28 protein-coding genes are annotated in these 17,389 nt (G+C 41.2%); 15 read left to right on the top strand and 13 right to left on the bottom strand.

Annotation, left to right across the window (positions count from 1 at the left end; translation table 11 throughout):
• Positions 1-23 precede the first annotated feature (23 nt).
• From BM299_RS14005 to BM299_RS13985, 5 genes are all read left to right on the top strand, one after another.
• Positions 24-980, top strand: coding sequence for a hypothetical protein (locus BM299_RS14005; RefSeq protein ID WP_092485595.1), 957 nt, complete (start codon positions 24-26; stop codon positions 978-980).
• 140 nt (positions 981-1,120) lie between these two features.
• Complete coding sequence (locus tag BM299_RS14000; RefSeq protein WP_092485592.1) at positions 1,121-1,339, top strand: hypothetical protein; 219 nt, start codon at positions 1,121-1,123, stop codon at positions 1,337-1,339.
• Positions 1,339-1,743, top strand: coding sequence for a type II toxin-antitoxin system VapC family toxin (locus BM299_RS13995; RefSeq protein WP_092485589.1), 405 nt, complete (start codon positions 1,339-1,341; stop codon positions 1,741-1,743). The genes BM299_RS14000 and BM299_RS13995 overlap by 1 nt, the downstream gene beginning before the upstream one ends.
• A gap of 210 nt (positions 1,744-1,953) precedes the next feature.
• On the top strand, positions 1,954-2,649 hold the full coding sequence (locus BM299_RS19100) for a hypothetical protein (protein WP_131820654.1): 696 nt from the start codon (positions 1,954-1,956) through the stop codon (positions 2,647-2,649).
• 29 nt (positions 2,650-2,678) lie between these two features.
• Positions 2,679-2,948, top strand: a complete 270-nt coding sequence (locus tag BM299_RS13985) for a hypothetical protein (protein ID WP_092485583.1) — start codon at positions 2,679-2,681, stop codon at positions 2,946-2,948.
• On the opposite strand, the gene BM299_RS13980 is transcribed toward BM299_RS13985, so the two are convergent.
• From BM299_RS13980 to BM299_RS13965, 4 genes are all read right to left on the bottom strand, one after another.
• On the bottom strand, positions 2,945-3,430 hold the full coding sequence (locus BM299_RS13980; protein WP_092485580.1) for an ImmA/IrrE family metallo-endopeptidase: 486 nt from the start codon (positions 3,428-3,430) through the stop codon (positions 2,945-2,947). The genes BM299_RS13985 and BM299_RS13980 overlap by 4 nt on opposite strands.
• A 49-nt stretch (positions 3,431-3,479) precedes the next feature.
• A complete protein-coding gene (locus tag BM299_RS13975; protein WP_092485577.1) occupies positions 3,480-4,178 on the bottom strand; it encodes a helix-turn-helix domain-containing protein in 699 nt (232 codons plus the stop codon).
• Positions 4,179-4,352: 174 nt separating this feature from the next.
• Positions 4,353-5,066, bottom strand: a complete 714-nt coding sequence (locus tag BM299_RS13970) for a GntR family transcriptional regulator (protein WP_092485574.1) — start codon at positions 5,064-5,066, stop codon at positions 4,353-4,355.
• Positions 5,067-5,094: 28 nt separating this feature from the next.
• Positions 5,095-5,313, bottom strand: coding sequence for a helix-turn-helix domain-containing protein (locus tag BM299_RS13965; RefSeq protein WP_092485571.1), 219 nt, complete (start codon positions 5,311-5,313; stop codon positions 5,095-5,097).
• Positions 5,314-5,416: 103 nt separating this feature from the next.
• Between BM299_RS13965 and BM299_RS13960 the strand changes: the two genes are divergently transcribed.
• The gene (locus BM299_RS13960) at positions 5,417-5,629 is read left to right on the top strand and encodes a helix-turn-helix transcriptional regulator (protein ID WP_092485567.1); all 213 of its coding nucleotides are present in this window, start codon (positions 5,417-5,419) and stop codon (positions 5,627-5,629) included.
• Here the strand turns inward: BM299_RS13960 and BM299_RS13955 are convergent, their stop codons facing one another.
• The 4 genes from BM299_RS13955 to BM299_RS13940 all read right to left on the bottom strand — a co-directional run bounded on the left by BM299_RS13955 (position 5,630) and on the right by BM299_RS13940 (position 6,759).
• Positions 5,630-5,854 carry a type II toxin-antitoxin system HicA family toxin gene (locus tag BM299_RS13955; RefSeq protein ID WP_092485564.1) on the bottom strand — a complete coding sequence of 75 codons (225 nt, stop codon included), beginning with the start codon at positions 5,852-5,854 and terminating at the stop codon, positions 5,630-5,632.
• 1 nt (position 5,855) lies between these two features.
• On the bottom strand, positions 5,856-6,062 hold the full coding sequence (locus BM299_RS13950; RefSeq protein ID WP_092485561.1) for a type II toxin-antitoxin system HicB family antitoxin: 207 nt from the start codon (positions 6,060-6,062) through the stop codon (positions 5,856-5,858).
• A gap of 116 nt (positions 6,063-6,178) precedes the next feature.
• A complete protein-coding gene (locus BM299_RS13945) occupies positions 6,179-6,517 on the bottom strand; it encodes a type II toxin-antitoxin system HicB family antitoxin (protein WP_092485558.1) in 339 nt (112 codons plus the stop codon).
• 23 nt (positions 6,518-6,540) lie between these two features.
• Positions 6,541-6,759, bottom strand: coding sequence for a helix-turn-helix domain-containing protein (locus BM299_RS13940; RefSeq protein WP_092485555.1), 219 nt, complete (start codon positions 6,757-6,759; stop codon positions 6,541-6,543).
• Positions 6,760-6,851: 92 nt separating this feature from the next.
• Here BM299_RS13940 and BM299_RS13935 point away from each other — a divergent pair, with 92 nt between their 5' ends.
• Positions 6,852-7,067, top strand: coding sequence for a helix-turn-helix transcriptional regulator (locus tag BM299_RS13935; RefSeq protein WP_092485552.1), 216 nt, complete (start codon positions 6,852-6,854; stop codon positions 7,065-7,067).
• Here the strand turns inward: BM299_RS13935 and BM299_RS13930 are convergent.
• Both BM299_RS13930 and BM299_RS13925 read right to left on the bottom strand, forming a co-directional pair.
• Positions 7,057-7,770, bottom strand: coding sequence for a creatininase family protein (locus tag BM299_RS13930; protein ID WP_092485549.1), 714 nt, complete (start codon positions 7,768-7,770; stop codon positions 7,057-7,059). The two genes, BM299_RS13935 and BM299_RS13930, sit on opposite strands and share 11 nt — an antisense overlap.
• Positions 7,771-7,921: 151 nt before the next feature.
• The gene (locus tag BM299_RS13925) at positions 7,922-8,242 is read right to left on the bottom strand and encodes a helix-turn-helix domain-containing protein (RefSeq protein ID WP_092485546.1); all 321 of its coding nucleotides are present in this window, start codon (positions 8,240-8,242) and stop codon (positions 7,922-7,924) included.
• A 185-nt stretch (positions 8,243-8,427) separates the two neighbouring features.
• On the opposite strand from BM299_RS13925, the gene BM299_RS13920 reads away from it, so the two are divergent.
• Positions 8,428-8,640 (top strand): helix-turn-helix domain-containing protein, encoded by a 213-nt coding sequence (locus BM299_RS13920; protein WP_092485543.1) that lies wholly within the window; start codon positions 8,428-8,430, stop codon positions 8,638-8,640.
• A gap of 223 nt (positions 8,641-8,863) precedes the next feature.
• Here the strand turns inward: BM299_RS13920 and BM299_RS13915 are convergent, their stop codons facing one another.
• A complete protein-coding gene (locus BM299_RS13915; protein WP_092485539.1) occupies positions 8,864-9,367 on the bottom strand; it encodes a hypothetical protein in 504 nt (167 codons plus the stop codon).
• Between the two features lie 13 nt (positions 9,368-9,380).
• The gene (locus BM299_RS13910) at positions 9,381-9,695 is read right to left on the bottom strand and encodes a helix-turn-helix domain-containing protein (RefSeq protein WP_165608340.1); all 315 of its coding nucleotides are present in this window, start codon (positions 9,693-9,695) and stop codon (positions 9,381-9,383) included.
• 128 nt (positions 9,696-9,823) lie between these two features.
• Between BM299_RS13910 and BM299_RS13905 the strand changes: the two genes are divergently transcribed.
• Positions 9,824-10,012: a helix-turn-helix domain-containing protein gene (locus BM299_RS13905; RefSeq protein ID WP_092485533.1), complete on the top strand. Its 189-nt coding sequence runs from the start codon at positions 9,824-9,826 to the stop codon at positions 10,010-10,012.
• A 204-nt stretch (positions 10,013-10,216) separates the two neighbouring features.
• Positions 10,217-10,441 (top strand): hypothetical protein, encoded by a 225-nt coding sequence (locus BM299_RS13900; RefSeq protein WP_092485530.1) that lies wholly within the window; start codon positions 10,217-10,219, stop codon positions 10,439-10,441.
• Between the two features lie 10 nt (positions 10,442-10,451).
• Here the strand turns inward: BM299_RS13900 and BM299_RS13895 are convergent, their stop codons facing one another.
• Positions 10,452-11,282 (bottom strand): hypothetical protein, encoded by an 831-nt coding sequence (locus BM299_RS13895; RefSeq protein WP_092485527.1) that lies wholly within the window; start codon positions 11,280-11,282, stop codon positions 10,452-10,454.
• Between the two features lie 235 nt (positions 11,283-11,517).
• Between BM299_RS13895 and BM299_RS13890 the strand changes: the two genes are divergently transcribed.
• The 5 genes from BM299_RS13890 (at position 11,518) to BM299_RS13875 (ending at position 16,967) form a co-directional block, all read left to right on the top strand.
• The gene (locus BM299_RS13890) at positions 11,518-12,249 is read left to right on the top strand and encodes a hypothetical protein (RefSeq protein ID WP_092485524.1); all 732 of its coding nucleotides are present in this window, start codon (positions 11,518-11,520) and stop codon (positions 12,247-12,249) included.
• A 143-nt stretch (positions 12,250-12,392) separates the two neighbouring features.
• Positions 12,393-13,358: a GreA/GreB family elongation factor gene (locus BM299_RS13885; protein ID WP_092485521.1), complete on the top strand. Its 966-nt coding sequence runs from the start codon at positions 12,393-12,395 to the stop codon at positions 13,356-13,358.
• 185 nt (positions 13,359-13,543) lie between these two features.
• A complete protein-coding gene (locus BM299_RS13880) occupies positions 13,544-16,417 on the top strand; it encodes a hypothetical protein (protein ID WP_092485518.1) in 2,874 nt (957 codons plus the stop codon).
• A 62-nt stretch (positions 16,418-16,479) separates the two neighbouring features.
• Complete coding sequence (locus BM299_RS19095; protein ID WP_131820653.1) at positions 16,480-16,671, top strand: hypothetical protein; 192 nt, start codon at positions 16,480-16,482, stop codon at positions 16,669-16,671.
• Positions 16,668-16,967, top strand: a complete 300-nt coding sequence (locus BM299_RS13875; protein ID WP_092485515.1) for a hypothetical protein — start codon at positions 16,668-16,670, stop codon at positions 16,965-16,967. The genes BM299_RS19095 and BM299_RS13875 overlap by 4 nt, the downstream gene beginning before the upstream one ends.
• Positions 16,968-17,389 lie beyond the last annotated feature (422 nt).

Below are 17,389 nucleotides of genomic sequence, written 5' to 3'. Positions count from 1 at the left end.
TACCGGAAGGAGAGTTAACCATAATGGAAGACCAAAACATAAAGAAAGAATCCAAATCAATAGTATGGGGGGCCAAAGTGCCCCCGGAACTCAAAAAAGAAGTTGACGAATTTATAAATGACTCAAATCTTAAAGGGGCTGATTTTTTAAATCTGGCCTTAAACAGCTTAAAGGCTCAACAAATAGTTCAAGGTGACCATGGGGCTGCCAAGGAACTCCAGGACCTGGAATATCATCTAACCAGGGCAAAAGAAATATTTGTGGAACGAGTCAAAAAAAATGATGATGATCGTGAACAGTTTAAAGCCCAACTGGAGGAAACCCAGCAGAAGCACAATGAAATTATTTCTAACCTGAACGATAACATTCGTGAACTAAAAGTAACTATTGTAAACCAAAAGGAAACCCTGCAACAAATTCAGACTGAAAACGAAAGCCTGGCGGCACGAAACGAGGAACTGGAAGAAGCAAACCGCGTCGCGGTTAAAACCACTTCCATGTACGAAGAAAAAATCGAGGACCTCAAGGCCCAGGTAGAAAACCTGCGGGCCACCGGTGAGAAATACGAGGAAGCCAAAAAAGAAATTGCATCCCAGGCAAATACGATTAATAATTTGCAAACTGAGGTTCATACCCAGGCTGAGGATCACCGGAAGGAAATTGAAAAACTAACAATTTCAAATGAAAGAGAGATAGCCACCCTTAAACTGGAGCACGAATCGAAGTTATTGGAAATCAAAAACCGGCATAACCAGGAAATTCGCAATCTACAAGACGAGTACGCAGATAAAATAAATGAATTGCATCAGAAGTATAATGAGAGATTGGAGGTTTTGGCCACCCAGGTTGAAAAATTACGCAATGAGTTAATGACTGTGAAAGAAGAAAAATTAAACCTTCAAGCTCAACTGACCAACCAAAATAGTAACATTCAGGAACTTAAAGATATCATTGCAAACCAAAAGGAAACCTTGAAATAAATCCAGGCCGAAAACGAAAGGCTGGCAGCATGAAACAATGAATATTTAAAAATTAAGCTTGAAAGCGATTGATAAGAGTAAAAATAAATCACCACCCAAGCAATTTTTGGGGTAAAATAATCTTTAAGGGGTGAGTGTAAATGGCCGTTGAAAGAATCTATGATGAGATAAAAAAACTTTCACCGATGGATCGTTATAAGCTGCGTATTATGCTCGAAACTGATGAGATTAGTGAAGATGATATTGAAGCTTCCAAGCGCGCCGCCGGAGGTTGGGCCGATATTGATGCAGAAAAAATGATTGAAGATATTTACAGAAGCCGTGACAACAACCCGGACAGAATTGGTGTCGATTGGTAATGGTAAAATATCTGTTAGACACTGATTGGGCAGTTTATTATCTCCGGGGTAAAAAATCAATTGTAAAAGCTATTGATGAATACCGTAAAGAAGGTATAGCAATAAGCTCAATTTCTATTGCTGAGTTATACGATGGAATCTATAGAAGTCCAAATCCAGAACAAAAAGAAATAGTTTTACTGGACTTTTTAGAAGGTTTGAGAATTATTAATATAACCAAACCAATAGCACGTGTTTTCGGCAAAAGACGTGCAGAACTTAAAAAGAAAGATTTAACAGTAAGTGACCTAGATCTTCTAATTGCTTGTGCAGCGGAATATCATAATTTGTTCATTCTAACTAATAATCGAAAGCACTTTGAGAAAATACCTGGAATTAAGGGAATAATATCACTTCCTGAATGAAATATGGCTTTCTAAAAACGAGCCCGGCACACCAAAGCCGGGTTTATTCTTTTAGAAATAAGTAATAAATCCAGGTCGCCGAAAACGAAAGGCTGGCAACATATATTATACTAAGAAAAATTAAAACAAAACAAGGGTTCCTGGAAAAATCAGCCTTACTCTTTCGTCCCACGCCTTCGCAATCGCTTCAAAAGTAACGAGGGTTCCGGCGTGGGACTCCCGGGGAAGAGCATACTACAAAGACTTACTTGTTCAGATATTCATTGTTTCGGCAAACGAAAGATAGTCGGTGCAACACCGGCTATCATTCAAAATAACTTTACGGGACAACTGGACGGTTTTGTGAAGCCTCTCCCCTCTATGGCTGGAGAGGCTTGCCCGTTTTTTCACCCTTTTCAGGGTGTTTTTTTTTGCTCAAAACCACCTGCAAAAAAGGAGATTGGAGTGAATGTTGTGATGCGTAAAACCTTTTGTAGTTGTGGCCATTACGAGTACCAGTGTGCAGTGAAAAAATTTGGCCAAAAAACTTACTGTAAAAGTTGCTGGAAATCTTACCGGGAGACCGGCGGCCAAACTATAACCGGTTGCATATTTCCGGAAGTGGCTGTTTGCCCCGACAGGGAGCCGGCCTGTTTAAACATGAAATTTTCTTTGGAAGACAGGTTGAAGCTATTAGAAAAAGCAAAGTGTTATCGGGGACACGCGCGTTGTGTTTATCAAAAACATCATATCAATAATGTAATCAATATCGCAGAAAAAATTTTCAATGGTGAACAAGTGCCATGCCCTCATAAAGGATGCAACCAAAATTTGTCTGTTGTTAGATCGAATTATGTACTAATATCTGTTTGTCCATTGCATGGTGTTATTTCCCGCCTGGTAATTAACCAGGAGGAAAAAGATTAATTTTACGGCAATGGCATGCAGGGTACCTCATGAAAAACAATAAAGGAGAACTGAGCAAGTCAATACTTATACAGCTCGGCAGAATATTCAATACCCGCGCCATTTTTGACCCTGTAAAATATGAAATTGTGTTTTATGGAACCCGTGATCAGTTTAAAAAAGCCATTACAATTTTAGAGGAAAAGGACATTGATTATACAGTTGACTGGAATCATTTTTACAACAAATCGGCTCCATATACCGTAAAACTTACTGTGAATGAACTATTCTTAAAAAAACAAAGAAAAAGGCAAACTTAAAAGCAAGATATTTTTGCTTTTTTGATAACCGGACGAATTATATCTTTTTTATCTTCGCAATACACTTGCATAAATTCCAGCTTTCTAAACATGAACCATACAGTTACGCCAAAATAATCAGCCAGGTCCTCACAATTGAAAAAACCCTCCTGTAATAATAAGGTAATTTCGTTGGTCGGAATAAGCTTTTCTGTGGCCCACAGCAGGGCTTTTTCTTCTTCTTCAGTAATCTTTCTGTTGAGAGAATAGTTTGTATGGATTCCCAAAGCATTTACAGTAGCACCTGCTACCATATGTCCTATTTCTTCTGCCATAATACAACGGTGCAGCTTGTCGTATTCTGGTTGTAGGAGTTTAACATCTAAGATTATGGTCCTTGATTCCGGCAGGGAAAGGCCGAATAGGCCGTTATTAATATGGCCTAAAGGAATATAGATGATTTTGATTTGCAGTTCGTTTGCTACTCTAAAAAGTGATTCCAATTCTTATGCCCCCTGAAAAGTCAAACTTTGTCGAATATCAAAAAGCAGGTTACCGTTTACGCGGCAACCTGCTTATTTTTGTTCCTGGCTGGTTTTGATTTTCTACGTTATTGAGGTATTTTTCCAATAGTTGGTTTAGTTTTAATGATTGATTTAGCAGTATTTCCAACTCAGGTTTTAGGCCCGGCTCGCCCTCCATGTGAGCAGCCAGCGGGGATTGCTTGAGGTTAATGTCACTATTCAGCAGCTCCGGGTGGGCTTTTTCTTTCAGGTACTTGATAAAGCCGTCTTTTTGCTCAGGTGTGAGGGGACGGCCTTTGTCTGTAAGGACTATGATACCTGAATTGATAAGTTGGCACAGATAGTCTATATCGTTCTTTTTTTCCGCTAATTTATCAAGCAAAGTCAGGTCCTGGCGGTATTCTTTTATTGAGGCGGTATAATTTAGCCTGGCCCATTCCTCCATTATTCCCAGGATTAATTCCTGTTGGCGTGAGTTAAGCTTTTTAGCTGCATCAACAATACGCCGGAGGTTTGGATCTAGCTCTGGCTTGTCCTTGGAAAAAAAATCAGAAAGAGGTACGCCCAGGGCGGTGCAGATGCGTTGAATCGTTTCGATTGTAGGATTGCTTTTATTTCGCTCAATATCACTTAAAAAAGAAGGCGCAATATCTGCCTTCCCTGCCAATTGACGCCCTGACATGCCTAATATTGTACGCAGTTCTTTAATTCTGTCTCCAACTTGCATAGATCAACAACTCTCTAAGCGTTATTTCATATCGAACAAATTTGCTCTTGCTGTATATTTATAACTTAACAAAAATTTGAGAAAAATAAAGAAACATGTAACAATTTACCTATAGTTGTTGCATATAGAGCAATTTTAGCTTTGCTGTGTTCGGTTTACATTAATATAATCTTATTACAAATTAAACTCATAAACAAACTCATAACAGTCAGCACGATCTGTAAGCAAGCAGTATTCAAGCACGTTACCGTCCGGATCGTAAACAAGCCTTGTAATTCTCACTACCGGCCAGGTAGTGAGACGTGGCATTTGCAAAATCTCTTGTTCTTCCTGGGTGGGGGGGGAAGCTATTAGCGATTCCCGGCAGGTTACCGGGTTAAAACCATGTTTTTTCATTAGATTGTATAGCTCAACGGACGGGTCGGCAAGTTTTTTTTCAAATGCCTTTAGCGGCAATATGCCGGGCAGATAGGATTCTGAAACAGCGACTGCAACGCCGTTTTTCCACTGCCGGGTTCGGTACAGAAGCGCCGGCGCATTTAATTGCTTTCTTACGGCTTCCGGGACATTATCAAGAGTATCCAGTAATTTCAACTGTAATACTTCTTGTTTTCCTTGTTCGCCGGCCTCCGTAAGAAAACCGCCTGCACGGACCGATCGCTCCGGAGGCTTGTAGACTGTCCGCCTTGCGCTGCTGCTCCCTGCTGATACAACCAATCCTTCGGCAATGAGCGCATTTACGGCCTGTTGGATTGTAGCAGCGTGAACTTCGAACATTTTCATTAGTTCAAGGTTGGTGGGAAAGTCCTGACCCGGTTTTAGTTTGCCGGATAAAATTTGCTGGCGAAGTGTATGGGCAATCTGTTCCCATTTTCTTGCTTTGGCCATTGATGTTCAATTCCTTTGTTTATTTATTTCAGTGTCGCCGTGGGTCATCGCTGCGGCCCACCAAATAGTCCAGGGAAACGTCAAAGTAGTCGGCTAGGGCAAGCAATACCTTTAAGCTGGGATCTCTATCACCGGTTTCGTAAAAAGTAATGACTCTCGGAGTTAATCCAATAATAGCAGCTAATTCCTCACGCTTTAGGTTTTTAGACTTTCGCAGATATCGTAACCTCTCCCCGAGAGTGTCCATAAAATTTTCCTCCTGATAAACAAGAATTTATTGACAAGGTACCATAAGTACCTTATACTAAAACCGGGTGGGGAACTTTAAGTTCCTAGATGGTAAATAAAAAATGAGACAAAAACTATATGAATTACGCAACAAAAAAGGTTATCGTCAACAAGATGTAGCACTTTCAATAGGCATAAGCCGTCGCATGTATGGTTTTATTGAATCCGGCAATCGCAATCCCTCCTGGGAGGTAGCCCAACGCCTTGAAAAATTTTTCGGTATACCCGCTACTGAATTACTGGCTAAAACTAACAAAGGAAGCACGGGTTCTTGATTAATCCAGCAACTCAACAAACTCGTTGACGGACATTTCGGCCTTACGAATCAAACTGCGCAATAGGCCACGGTCCAAAACTTTGTGATTCGGAATTGATAGAGTTGCTAGCATGCCCGCTTTGACCAAAATGATGTGACTACCTTTTTGTCGGGCAACTTTCCAGCCGGCCTTTTCAAAAGCTAGGACTGCGCTCCGGCCAGAAACAACGGGAAGGGGAGCCATGTTAAATGGCCACCTCTACTTCATGAAGAGGTAATGTTAAAGGTAAGCCGGCTTCCTTTCGAACTTCCAAGCAGAGTTTAATCGCTTCTTTGATATTTGTCAGTGCTTCTTCCTCGGTCCTGCCTTGGGAGACGCATCCCGGTATGACCGGACACTCTGCGACGATATAACCGTCTTCGCCGGGATAAAGAGTAACAGGTAAGCGCACAGTGTAAAACCTCCTTTTGGATAATTTTTTCAAACTAAAATAAACGCTGCTGGTTGTTGCTACAGCTACCCAAGTAACCGAGGGATCGACTCCGGTAACTCTGAGTATTCTGGGGGTCATACCGTTACCTCAACCCAATTGATTCCTAAATACTTATCGCTGTCCGGAATGTTTTCGCCATAGATTACATTGGCTTGCAAGTAACATTCTATAGCTTCCTTGATATTATCAAGTGCTTCGTCACGAGTATCTCCCTGGGATATGCACCCAGGCAAGGAGGGTACAGTCACTGTAAATCCTGCATCATCGTCATCGTTCCATTCCAACAGGACGTTATATCTTCTGGTTACGGGTGTCGAAAGCTCTATCGCCTTGATATGGTTATATATTATCTGTAATTTATCCTCGGGCAGGGAGTTTAGACTTTTATTAATCTGTTTGCGCAAAACACTCATGACAGCACCTCTTTTTCAAAGGTTTAGTGTCGCCGTGGGTCATCGCTGCGGCCCACCAGATAGTCCAGGGAAACGTCAAAGTAGTCGGCAAGGGCGATTAGTGTATCAAAACTTGGTTTGGATTCGTTTTTTTCATAATGAAAAATAATGCGTCTCTTTAAACCTACGGCTGCTGCTAAATCTTCTGCTTTAATGTTTTTGCTTTTTCTTAAAAAGTTTAATCTATCACCGAAAGTAGGCATATATAATCTCCACTGTATAAAATAACTCTTGACAGTGCAATGTAATTGCACTAAACTTACAGTAAGTGCAGTGCTGTTGCACAGGTGAAATTATGCGTGAATGGTTAAAAAGAGCAAGAGAAACTGCCAATTTGGAGCCTGGCGAAATAGCAAAGGCCATTGGTATTAAAAAGAGAATGTACTACGCAATAGAGTCTGGAAAAGCAAATCCTTCCTGGCCGGTAGCCAAACGCCTAGGTGACTATTTTAATCAAGACCCCAGGGTGCTGCTGGCTGAAACAAAGGATAGTGATAGTGTTAACTGTTAGTTTCAAAAACAAACTCATTAATCACTTTTTCACACTCTCTTATAAGAACATTCAACAAAGCAGCGCCTTTTTCAGTTGTAGCCCGCGTTGGAAAACCAATGGCTCCGGTTTCGGAGTAGTGTTTCATTCCGACCACTTCAAACAGCGGCCTTGATGGGCAATCAACATCCTTGATTCCAGATTGTTTAACAGCCTCCGGGGCCAGGTGCATGATCAGTGAAGTTTCCCCCTCGCCGGCGTGCATGTCCCGGCTGATGGTGGTGGAAATCCCGGCCTCCCGGTAAGCAGTATCCCAGGCTGATTTTGAAGGAACCAAAAGTAACCGGGGACCGTACCGGTTAACCTCCTGGGTTATGTTTCTTAAAAAGTGATTCCCCTGGTGGCCGTTTACGATAACGCATTTCTGAACGCCCGACATGGCCAGGGATTCCAAAATATCGCTAATAACAGCCGCAACCGTGCTGACCTTTAAAGAAACCGATCCGGGAAACCCGGCATGTTCAAAAGACGATGAATAGGGGATCAGGGGTAACAGATATGCTTTTTCAAACCTTTGGGCAAGATTTTCTGCCAGGGCGGTTGCGATAAGGCTGTCCGTATAAAGAGGCAAGTGCCAGCCGTGCTGTTCTATTGAACCAATGGGCAATATCGCAAACTCAATATTATTCAGTTCCCTGTGAGAGTTAATAAGGGAAGTAAACATGCGAATCACCTCGAAATTTGTTTCAATCTAAGTTTAGATTGAAAAATTGACAAAAAATAAAAGTTGACAAGATACTCAATCTAGATTTAGATTATATCAAATAATACTAAAAATTTCCATGTTTTATCATTATCAGCATAAGTTTTACAGCTTAAGTACAGTCTTTCTTATTATCGATCCATTCATCAAGAACATCGTTCAATATTTTAAGCTGACGCGGTGTAAGCTTTTGAGCTTTATTAATTATTTGTTTAATCTCAGGTGATACTTCCTGAATATCATCAGCAAAGAATTCGCCAAGTGTAATACCTAAAGTAGAACAGATACGCTCAATTGTCTCTATTGACGGTTTTTTGGCGTTTCTTTCAAGCTTGCTCATGTAAACTTTTGATACGCCAACTGCTTGGGCTAATTCATATGACTTGACTTTTGCAGCCTCTCGAAATATTTTTATTCGACTACCAATTTCCATAACTAGCCCTCGCAAAACTTAAACTATAAATTTAACTCAATCATATTTAAAAAAAATAAAATGGTCAAGATTATATGGGCAATACTTAGTATTGCCTATAAAAAAACATTTTAGTTGAACTATGGGTTTAATATATGTTGACAAAGTTGAACTTATAGTTTAATGTTTAAGAAGGTGGTGATAGATTGTATAGAATTAAAAGCATAAGAAAAAAGAAAGGTGTAACCCAGGAATGGTTAGCCAGGCAAGTTGGGGTTACGAATATATATCTTTCAAAAATTGAAAATGGACATGCAAACCCGTCAATTTCATTACTCAAAAAAATTGCTGGGGTGCTTGGCGTAAAATTTACTGATCTTTTCGACGAAGATGACAATCTACAAGCAGGTATTTGTTAATAGCTTAATTTTACCATTTAAATAGTAGAAAAAAATGTAAAAACTTGCCGGTTAAAAAACACATACCCAGTGAAAAGCCAGATTAAGGTTCAACCCCACAGCACATAACATACACCCACCTGATGAGCCTGCGGTAGTACCCGGGCGAAACCGACTGCACTCGTCGCAGCCGGTCGTGGGAAACTGTAATAATTTTGCGTGATGTTTTGTATAAAGGATAATCCTATTTAACCTGCTTTAATATTTTAATTTCCGCCTCTTGACGGATGGAACGCGCTGCTAAAACATCCAGTATTTCAGATTGTTTGTTTTGAACTTCAATGATGCTATCTACTTTTGTTTCCAGGCGGTCGAGTTTAGCCGACATTTCATAATATTTTTCTTCAAGCGTTTTTTGATTATCCAAGAGAATTCGCTGGTTTTTCTCCAGCCTTGCAAAACCGGATTCCAGTTTTTGCTGACCTATTTCCAGCTTATCAATTTTAGATTCCAGGTTATCAATTTTAGATTCTAGTTTATTAACTTTAGATTCCAGGTTGTCAACTTTAGATTCAAGTTTGTCAACCTTAGATTCAATTTTAGCAACTTTTGTTTCCAGGCTATCAACTTTAGATTCCAGGTTGGCTTGACCTTCACGCAGTTCTTCGACAGCAGCGTTGGTGTTGCTGACGATGTGCATAAGCTGGGTTACCATTTCGTAAATTTGTTCAATGCGATTTTCGGACATGATAATTCTCCTTTCAATCAGATTCGATCCAAGTATCAAGTACCGGTTCAAGTATTTTCAGCTTTTCCGGGGGGAGTTTCTTAACCTTGTCAACTATCCGCCGCACTTCCGGGGGTAGCGGTTCCTGTTCATGGGTTTCGGTGAAGAACTCAGCCAGGGTGATGCCCAGGGCGGTGCAGATTTTATGAACAGTTTCAACGGTTGGTTGTGCCTTGCCGGATTCAATATAACTTAAAGACGATTGAGCGATACCAGAGATCTTTGCTAATTTGGTCAGACTTATGCCTTGTTCAGTACGTAATTTGGTGATTTTTGAACCCACATTCATAAGTCTAACCTCCGAGCAAATCATTATATTGATTGTTACATATATTTATTTAAGAATCAAATCAATATAACGATTGACTTATAATCAGTTTATTGATATAATCAATATAACGAAGGGAGTGCAGCAAAATGAAAATCAAACAGCTAAGACAGGTACGAGGTTTATCCCAAAAAGCACTTGCCGAAAAGGCCGGAGTTGCTCAGGCAACCGTTCATTATATAGAAGCTGGTGGTAATGCGACACAAAAAACGTTGAAAAAACTCGCCGCTGCCTTGGGCGTAAAAGTTACTGATTTACTGGAGGAACAAGCCAGTTAAACATCAATAGGTTTGTTGTTTTCATTGTACCATTTATACCACAGAAAAAATGCTAAACTATGACGACTGCCTAACTGATGAGTCAAAGGCGGTACCATACGAAACCGGCTGCAAGCGCAGCCGGTCGTGGGAAACCGATCATTAACCAAATTTTGAAAAACGGGACTTTACCCATAGCAACATAGCAAAGGGGAGGTGGAATAGGTGTCCTATATTCTGGAAGAGGCGTTAATGGATGCAGATGTATATGCAATTATAGCTATAGAGAATCGGAATGGAAAAATTAAAACCACACTGGTAAAGAACGAACTAATAGTTGATGCAATGAAACGTTTAATTCATAAAGAGCCGAATTGTAAAGTGCGGCTTTTTATGAGGGAATTGCATCCAAAGTATTTTGTGCATCCCAATATTCAAAAAAAATACTGATGCTGACGCTTTAAGTTGTGTCAATGCTCAGTGAGTTCAGAAGTTCTTTTTCATGGTGCTTTCGCCAAAGACCGAATCGGTACAAATGCTCTATGCGGTTTGAATTTTGTAAAATTCCTTTACTTAATGTAACACGCGCAAGCCATATTTTGGTAAGTGGATGATCTTTATCAATTTTTACATAAGACGTGAGCAGTTCATGATCACCACATAGTAATTTTTTGAAGAAACCATATTGTCGGGGAAGTATGTTTTGGCAGAAAGAAACGCCTTCAAAAATTTGATGCCAAAGTTCTGGTTTGTTTTGTATGTTGCAAAAATTAAGCTTTACTGTTATGTAACCACCCATGGTATTGTCAGGTTTGCCTGCCCATAGATACAAATATTGCCCATCAACTTTATACTGCTTAAGATATCGGATTTTAGTTGCTGTAAAAATGCCAGGTGTACCTATTGGTGGCAGGGTTGAATAGTAATCTGCATCTAAACGGGTTACCTTTGCTTTTATTTGTTTTATGCCAAATCTTTTAGCAACGCAAACTCGGTGTTTACCTTCACCTACCCAGTATTTACCTTTGTATTCAGCAAGTATTATTGGGTCGTGTTCATTGCCAGGGGTTATCCCTTGTTGGAAAAGTTTTAGAAGTTCACCACAATTACCAGCTTTACAAATAGCTAATTTTTTCGAATCATTTGCGCCTAGTTGAAGCTCGTGCAAGATTTTTTCCTGGGTGTTACTGTATAAGCATATTCCTAATTCATCAAGCAAACGACAACCAGGGGAACCAAACGATGTGGGATACTCGACAATTTTATCCACATGCACATCCATAAAAGCCACAAAAACCACCCCATAACAAAACAGTTAAATTTACTTAATTAGCCACAAGACAATTGTAACATCACAAAGACAATAACTATGAAAAAAGCTGTCGAAAATAACAAATAAAAATCATAATGAATATCTTATTTCCCACCTGACGAGCCCGCGGTGGTACCCGGGCGAAACCGGCTGCAGGCGCAGCCGGTCGTGGGAAACTGAAAATCATTAGGCAAGCAGAAGGGAGCGAAGGCAAATGCAAATATCCGATGCCCTGGCTAAACTTAAAGAAAATCCGCTTTTAAACCCTAAAAAAATCGTGCCCGACTTTTCCATGCGGCGGGAGTTGTACGCGCACCCGGAGTATGAAAAAATAATTGCTGCCCGCAGGGAAATCAAACGGGCCAGAAAGCGCATTTCCTACAGAACCAAGCGCAGCCGGCAAATAAAACAGTTGGTTGCGGAACAAAAACAAATTGAAAAAGACATAACAACCATCCCGGAAGAAGAAAAGCAGCCGTTGGCTGCTGCGGATGTTATGCATGCCGATGCCAGGCAGGGTGGAAAAACGAATTGCTATTACACCGCCGAGACACAGGCGCTGGATCACGACGCTGCTTACGTGGTCAAGCGGCACAACCTGGGCCTGGTTAAGGACCGCATCCTGGAAGCAACAAAAAGAATCATCCAGGAAGTGATTCAAGAGATTCAGCCTGCTTTTCGCAAAGTGGCGGCCAATTATATCAGGGCAAAATTCGGCTATGCCCCCGGTGAAAAAGTTCAGACCGTTTTCAAAGAAGAACCTCATAACCCAAAACGGTTCAAAGAAATTGACATTTTTGCTTCTGATGATCGCTATATAGACCCGGAAATAGAGAAACTCATGCACGGCAGTCGGAGCAGGGGTGAAGTAGAAGGTTGGCAGAGGGCCAGCCAGGCAGGTCTGGTTAACCCAGTGACCGGCAAACTAGAATGTTCATTTGCGTAAAAACGGTTGTACCCACTGTACCCACTTGTACCCACTTTTAAAATACAAAGTGGGTACACCGGAAAGCCTTGGGGGAGTAAGGCTAAAAGGGGTTGTACCCACTGTACCCACTAAAAATTTAAAATTCGGAAAGGGGGAGTAAAATGTACCCGGCCAGGGAAGGTGCATACATAAACAGCAACCGGGCATTCGAAATTCCCGAACAATTGATTATGCCGGAGGGATATAGAATTATGCCCGACGGGGTATACCGGGAATACGATGAAAGCCAAAGGCTGAAGCTGATAAGCAGTACACCATTTTACGTCAAAGGATTGTTGGTTAACAAAGAACGAGGAAACTATATGTATGTCGTGGAGGTCGGAGGAGAGGAAGCGGATGAAATATATGTATCTGCTACTCGTGGCCCGCAGGAGATCGTGCGGGCGGTTGCAGGAATGACTATTTTCCTGCGACGCCGGGAGGCCGCGAAGTACATTGAAGAGTTTTTGGCCATTAATTTCAGAGAATTGCCTATACTGAAAAAAGATGAAGATAACCTCATGGGAACTGAGATGGAACCGGTTTTCGACCTGTTGGTTAACTACATAAAGCAAAACGAAGAGAAGTTCGAAGACCAACAGTGGGGCAGGTTTCTTGATCGAAATATTGTAGCCATAAGAATTTATGTATTTGACGAATTTTTAATCAGTGCGGGGATATCAAGCAAGAAGAAAATACTAAATCACTGGAAGCGCCATGGATGGCTGCAAGTAGATAATGACAGCAAACACCTGGCCCGCCAGGTGCGTATAGACGGCCGCAAGCAGCGGGCCTATGTGATCCACTGGCCGGATTCCACGCCGGAAGACGAACACGGCGTGCAATCAGGAGGTATTAAACCGGGCGATTATGTAGTTTTAGTGAATGTAGAAACCGGAGAAAAAACAGCCGCAACCTTGGTCGAACCTGAACTGATAAGTGATCAATCGGACGGTGATCTCATTTCTACCGCCTCACCGTTGGGACGGGCGCTCCTCGGAAAGTGCATTGGTGAAACTTTTGAAGTTGATGTTGATAAAAAAACAGAATACCGGGTATTGGATTATTTTTCAAGCAATACGCACTAGCCAGGCGCCGGGAGGCGAGGCTGCAAAAGAAGGTATAAATATAATGGTTAGTTGTAAATAACAACAGGGGATATATACCCCTGTTTTTCATAATAGAGCATATACTGCCAAAAGGTGGAACAAAAATCTTATTTTTGAGGTCTAATCTAAAAAAAGAAAACATGTTTGTTTTTGGAGGCGGTATAATGGGCAAGCAAACAGATCGCCAAGAAAAAGAACATATTATAATTTCATGGAGTCATGATCAGACATCTTACGATAGTGCTAGAAAAGAGTGGGTGCCGATAGGCAGGTTGGACAAAAAAAGCCAATGCGCACTGTGTAAACGTAACCTTGAACATCCCGTACTTGTACGTAATCGTTTTAATGGCCAGGAACGCGTGGTTGGATACGTCTGTTGTCGCGACTATATAACCGATGTGGACAGTCCCGACCCTGAAGCGTCTTTTCGTAAAAGGCTGGCTCGGGCAGAGCATCAAGCATTAGTTTCTTCTTTAGAATCTGATCTTGAAGTAGTAGACAAGCAATCAGCTAATTTTACATGTCCGCTGACCGGTAGGTTGCCATCTGCAACCGGCGACTGCGATAACTGTACTGACCCAGTTACAAAGCGAACATGCTTACACTTTTTTCTATACCCGGAAATTGGACTGGCTGCATATCGAAATTATGAGATTAGTGAACAAAAATTCTTGAATATTCTGGAGCGAATAAAAATACGTGCGGTAGAAGAGTTTGTGCGTGTGGCTCGTGTAGTTTCTGATCCACAATGCAAGGAATTAATTGACCCTGAAAGATTTCAGTGTACTGCAAACGCATACGCTTGCGATAGATATGGTGATGATCGTCCATGTCCTCACATTGATGTATTAGATTCTCTTCATTCCGTAAAAAGATTTCTTTTGAGAATGGCAGGTCCGGGTGCTTATAATTCGGCACTACGAGGTATTTTATCCAGACATTCGATTTCAATACCAGAAGAACAGGAATCCGGCATGTCGGACATCGTCAGGATACGGTGTCCACATACAGAAGTATTTCCGGACAGAAAAAATTGCCCTAATAATTGCTCTGATAAAGTTGCTGGAAAATGTGAAGAGGTAACACATTTCCTAGAAGGTTATCAGCAAGCCGGAGGGGAAACCACCGCCACGCTGGTTAGGTCGATTTTAACAGAGCAGATCAAAGAAAAGCTTGGCGAATGGTGGCAAGACTTATTCTCTTCTTCATGCGCATTAATAACTGATCCGTCAATGTCGTTAAGAGATTGCTTAAAATATCGTTGTTATGCACTGCGTTGGTCGTATCCATGCCCGTTTGCTAAAACAGGCATGCCACGTTCTCAGTCTCATTTTGATGAAATACCATCAAATGACGATTCTCTAGATGACGATGAAAAGTACATTGAAAAACGCAAGCGACAATATTATTTACTGCGGAAGGTAGCTATTAAACGCCTGACCCGAAAAGGATATATGGAACTTGTAAGTGATCGAGCCGGTGAGGGTGAAAATCTGGCAACTGTATTGCCAGTTCAGGAAAAACAAAGAGCCGAGCGTCAAGGGCAGTTATTAAAGACATCCAAACGAACTGGCCAAAACCCAAGGACGCTCCTGGCTAAGGCCCGTTATGATGCCCTTTGCATAAAAGCTGGGGTTCCTGGTTTAGGACAGGAAAATCCTTTTAAGTGGTCCGAGTGGTCTGAGGATGAAATATTAGGGGAAAATCTAATACGAGACTTAGAAGAAGCCAAATTGTATAACCTTGCTAATGATGCTCGTGAACTTATTTTTATGATTCAAAAATTTAATAATTTTCCTTCTTTCGTTAGATCCTTAGTAAAATCAAATTTGCATGTCCTAACCAAGGCTTTTTGGAAAAAAATGCGCTATGAGTTGCCTCAAACATTTCAAACCCTTAAACTTAAAGAATGCGCTATAAAGACAAAGCAAGTTTCAAAACTTACCAGAGGTCAAATTAAACGTTGGCTAAACCGGGGTTTACCACCGAAAGAGGCTGAATTTCTTGACGCTGTAAATTATTTATTAAAAGAACCGATATCTATTAACAAATTAATAGAAATAAGCTTAAACCAACCTTCACCTGGAATGCAAGTGTTATGTCGTTATTTACTCCGCTATGTTGGATGTTTTGTACATAAGGATATTGTTGCGGACAATTCCGGTTTATTAAACGGTCATTACATCTGGTGCGAGCGAGATAGTTTTTGGAATCATTTTTTTAGACCACAAGGTAAGGAGCATGTTGCCCTGGAGCGTTTTATTGAAGCATGCAAATCAATAGGACTGAAAAACTTGGCAGGTGATTTAAGCAACTTAAACAAAAAAGCTGCAAATTGGCGCTGGAGGGAAGTAAAGAGGATTTACGATAATTTTTGTTATGGGGTTGGTCTTAAACCATTAGTAATTAATAGACCTCGTAATAAATGCGTGACATCATTCAAACTTGGCATTCCCAGCAGTTTAAATGATATGCTAGCTTATGCTTACCAAGAAGGGCTAACGCAAATAACTAAAGAAGTAGATATAATTAGGAGATGGCAGAGCAGTGGTGTTAAAAAGAATCAAATTATAGCTGCTTGGCGGGAAAGCGTTGGTATGACTAGGCAAGAATTCCATATACTGATAGATATTTTGGGATTTGACATGGAGTTGTTAGATTTGCATTTTAGGTTTTATGATATAAAGAAGCTAAAATCTAGTGAATGGTTATATTTAGCCGGTCGCATAGAAAAAGGACCCAATATTATCAGAGAACTATTACGCAGCCCGTTATCCTTGAACGATCTCAAGAAACACATTTTAAGCGGTAACAGTATAAGAACAATAATAATACGTGAAGGTGTATATGCATTCATTTATAATCAAGAAAAGGAAATCGATAATTTGTTATTGGCGCAATATTTGATTAAACATCGTCCTCGCTGGAAAGGTGATATACCGGTAAGAATACTGGCTCATATTGTGAAACAGTCAATTGCAGTTTCGGAAATCATAGCAGTATTAAACGAAAAAAGTGCTATTGGTCAAGTGGTATAGAACAACAGTTGCAGTAGCATTAGTGTAAACTTGAATTGAATTATTGAAAACCGGACCGGGAAATGCCCAAGCGCCTGTTGGAGTACACGGCCATGCAGCACTGTGAATTTAAAAAGCCGGTATATCCGGTGGTAATTAACTTCACCAGGCGGACACAAAGGGAGAGTTATAGCTTTGAGTGTCTGGACTTGACAGTAATCGCATTTAATTATCGGCAGATCAACCTGGCCGATTTACCCAGAAGGAGTTATTGAGGCGCAGCCCGGTGGGGATCATTCCATTGGTACCTCTTATGCGACATGATGACCCACCGAAAGAAGTATTGGCTGGTTGTGCCAAGCGGATAGAAGAAGTCCAACCTGAATTACAACCGGATCTGTATTTGGGTTTGGCAATATTTTCATCCATCAGATTTTCCAGGGATTTAGTTTTAAGGTATATCGAGGTGAGCAAAATGAAAAACTCTCCGCTTTTTGGCGGCATCCGCGAAAAGTGGATTGGGCAGGGTGAGCAAAAAGGAGTAAAACGAAAAACTTGGAAGAGTTCATGACTGCTTTTGATGAGATATTAAAAAAGTGAGCATATTGGTTCACATCAATAACCCCGCCGTATTTTAGGCGGGGTTTTGTGTTCGCCCGGCATGTCTGCCGAGCCGATGGGTTGAAAGAAACCCTGTCACCTAACCAGCGGGAAGACAACCCGTAGGCAAGGGCGTCACTGGCAACGGTGGGGTCTGAAGGAAGCTGAAGGGGGAACTTGGAACATAGCGCAAGCGAACCGGCGTTGGCCTATCAGGTGGGTAACCTTGCACAAAGTGGGAAAGCCCGAAAGCTGGATAACCTGGGAGGTTAGGACGGATGCGTTCAAGTTCAGGTAAGCAGACTTAACCGGGGAAGCCCGGCACCATCCTGCCACTAAAAGCAGGTAAACTCAAACAAGCGGAGACGCAAGGGAGAGCATACGTGGTGTCGG

The sequence above is a fragment of the Desulfoscipio geothermicus DSM 3669 genome, from assembly GCF_900115975.1.
In the GTDB taxonomy this organism is placed as follows: domain Bacteria; phylum Bacillota; class Desulfotomaculia; order Desulfotomaculales; family Desulfallaceae; genus Desulfoscipio; species Desulfoscipio geothermicus.
The sequence above is the reverse complement of the archived record's forward strand: the minus strand, read 5'-3'. Positions and strand labels throughout refer to the sequence as shown.

Coding starts and splice junctions, on each gene's coding strand:
- BM299_RS13995 (WP_092485589.1), top strand. CDS start 1,339: ATGGTAAAATATCTGTTAGACACTGATTGGGCAGTTTATTATCTCCGG.
- BM299_RS13945 (WP_092485558.1), bottom strand. CDS start 6,517: ATGAGTGTTTTGCGCAAACAGATTAATAAAAGTCTAAACTCCCTGCCC.
- BM299_RS13940 (WP_092485555.1), bottom strand. CDS start 6,759: ATGCCTACTTTCGGTGATAGATTAAACTTTTTAAGAAAAAGCAAAAAC.
- BM299_RS13930 (WP_092485549.1), bottom strand. CDS start 7,770: ATGTTTACTTCCCTTATTAACTCTCACAGGGAACTGAATAATATTGAG.
- BM299_RS13970 (WP_092485574.1), bottom strand. CDS start 5,066: ATGGCCAAAGCAAGAAAATGGGAACAGATTGCCCATACACTTCGCCAG.
- BM299_RS13955 (WP_092485564.1), bottom strand. CDS start 5,854: ATGGCTCCCCTTCCCGTTGTTTCTGGCCGGAGCGCAGTCCTAGCTTTT.
- BM299_RS13960 (WP_092485567.1), top strand. CDS start 5,417: ATGAGACAAAAACTATATGAATTACGCAACAAAAAAGGTTATCGTCAA.
- BM299_RS19095 (WP_131820653.1), top strand. CDS start 16,480: ATGCCCAAGCGCCTGTTGGAGTACACGGCCATGCAGCACTGTGAATTT.
- BM299_RS13905 (WP_092485533.1), top strand. CDS start 9,824: ATGAAAATCAAACAGCTAAGACAGGTACGAGGTTTATCCCAAAAAGCA.
- BM299_RS13890 (WP_092485524.1), top strand. CDS start 11,518: ATGCAAATATCCGATGCCCTGGCTAAACTTAAAGAAAATCCGCTTTTA.
- BM299_RS13985 (WP_092485583.1), top strand. CDS start 2,679: ATGAAAAACAATAAAGGAGAACTGAGCAAGTCAATACTTATACAGCTC.
- BM299_RS13975 (WP_092485577.1), bottom strand. CDS start 4,178: ATGCAAGTTGGAGACAGAATTAAAGAACTGCGTACAATATTAGGCATG.
- BM299_RS13910 (WP_165608340.1), bottom strand. CDS start 9,695: ATGAATGTGGGTTCAAAAATCACCAAATTACGTACTGAACAAGGCATA.
- BM299_RS13925 (WP_092485546.1), bottom strand. CDS start 8,242: ATGGAAATTGGTAGTCGAATAAAAATATTTCGAGAGGCTGCAAAAGTC.
- BM299_RS13885 (WP_092485521.1), top strand. CDS start 12,393: ATGTACCCGGCCAGGGAAGGTGCATACATAAACAGCAACCGGGCATTC.
- BM299_RS14000 (WP_092485592.1), top strand. CDS start 1,121: ATGGCCGTTGAAAGAATCTATGATGAGATAAAAAAACTTTCACCGATG.
- BM299_RS13935 (WP_092485552.1), top strand. CDS start 6,852: ATGCGTGAATGGTTAAAAAGAGCAAGAGAAACTGCCAATTTGGAGCCT.
- BM299_RS13915 (WP_092485539.1), bottom strand. CDS start 9,367: ATGTCCGAAAATCGCATTGAACAAATTTACGAAATGGTAACCCAGCTT.
- BM299_RS13880 (WP_092485518.1), top strand. CDS start 13,544: ATGGGCAAGCAAACAGATCGCCAAGAAAAAGAACATATTATAATTTCA.
- BM299_RS14005 (WP_092485595.1), top strand. CDS start 24: ATGGAAGACCAAAACATAAAGAAAGAATCCAAATCAATAGTATGGGGG.
- BM299_RS13965 (WP_092485571.1), bottom strand. CDS start 5,313: ATGGACACTCTCGGGGAGAGGTTACGATATCTGCGAAAGTCTAAAAAC.